Source organism: Vibrio sp. Vb0937 (assembly GCF_033338855.1).
The window spans coordinates 1-1,040 of record NZ_JAWOTK010000459.1; the positions used below are offsets into that span (position 1 = coordinate 1).

The following is a 1,040-nucleotide window of genomic DNA, read 5'->3' on the forward strand; positions in this document are numbered from 1 at the left end:
GTGTATTTGGTAACGCGACAGGTGGTCGTCGCGGCGCAATTCTAGGCGCGTTTGCACAAGGTCTACTGATTACTTTCCTACCTGTATTCCTAATGCCAGTACTGGGTGATCTTGGCTTTGCAAACACAACATTCAGTGATGCTGACTTCGGCGCGGTAGGTATCCTACTTGGTTTGATTGTTCGCTAAGTTTTCTCTCTGATGAATGCGGAATTAGGCTCGTCGGCATTCATCTCTGAGAGGCTTTAGCCGTAGAAAACACTCAAAAAAAACGCCCCTCACGTGAGGGGCGTTTTTCTTATTGAGGCTATCTTATTGGGACAGCAACTTTCTCGTTGGTTCTTGCTCGGTGTACTCAACCGCATCGCTGGTGGAAAGCTTGTCGACATCTTCTTGAGAGCCGGTTACTACCAACACTTGCTGTTTCACCAAAGCATCGACCACTTCAAGGTTGTTGTGACGAAGAAGCGCTCTCACTTCGCTTTCTTTCCCTTTGTGATATTTCACAAAATAGCGAGCCGGTTGTTGCTCTGCACTTGTTGGACGCTCATCCACAAGAGGAAAGCCTTGGTTGTTGGCAAGGCTGGTGGCGCTCATGCCAATCGCCAATAGCGCGGTCAAACTCCCCGCCGTTACGGAAAGTAAGGTCAGCTTCTTCATAGTCACTCCTTATTGAAATGTCAGAGACCAACTGTTGATTGTACCTGTGTCTCTTCTGGCACTGTCGACGGCTTTAAGTTCCCAAGAACCTTGTGATTCAAAACCAGAGAAATCAACTTGGAAAGTGGTTTTAATATCATTAGCGCTACCGCCAGTATTGTCGTGAAGCACGACTTGTCCACCTGTCGGTGAAGTCAGAGTCACTCGTAGGTCACCGATGTAAGTATGGCTAATATCTACGTCAATGCTTACAGTACCTGAGTCGCCAGTGCGATCGACATTCAGTGCGCTGATGGCACCAGAGGTTTTGTTGTCAGGAATCGCAACAGGGTTAGTGTTTGAGTAGCTAGAATCTGCAGAGCTACCGCCACCGTCAGGACC

At 48.3% G+C, this 1,040-nt stretch carries 3 protein-coding genes; 1 reads left to right on the plus strand and 2 read right to left on the minus strand.

The window, feature by feature from the left end; all coding sequences use genetic code 11:
• On the plus strand, positions 1–188 hold a 188-nt coding region (locus R7P67_RS26490), incomplete at its 5' end, for a PTS transporter subunit IIC (RefSeq protein ID WP_042773676.1).
• A 123-nt stretch (positions 189–311) separates the two neighbouring features.
• On the opposite strand, the gene R7P67_RS26495 is transcribed toward R7P67_RS26490, so the two are convergent.
• Both R7P67_RS26495 and R7P67_RS26500 read right to left on the minus strand, forming a co-directional pair.
• Positions 312–659 carry a hypothetical protein gene (locus R7P67_RS26495; RefSeq protein WP_005464009.1) on the minus strand — a complete coding sequence of 116 codons (348 nt, stop codon included), beginning with the start codon at positions 657–659 and terminating at the stop codon, positions 312–314.
• Between the two features lie 9 nt (positions 660–668).
• Positions 669–1,040 (minus strand): proprotein convertase P-domain-containing protein (locus R7P67_RS26500; protein WP_318086541.1); only part of this gene is annotated, 372 nt, incomplete at its 5' end.

Excerpts from the sequence above, each read along its gene's own strand:
- R7P67_RS26495 (WP_005464009.1), bottom strand. The coding sequence starts at position 659 with ATGAAGAAGCTGACCTTACTTTCCGTAACGGCGGGGAGTTTGACCGCG.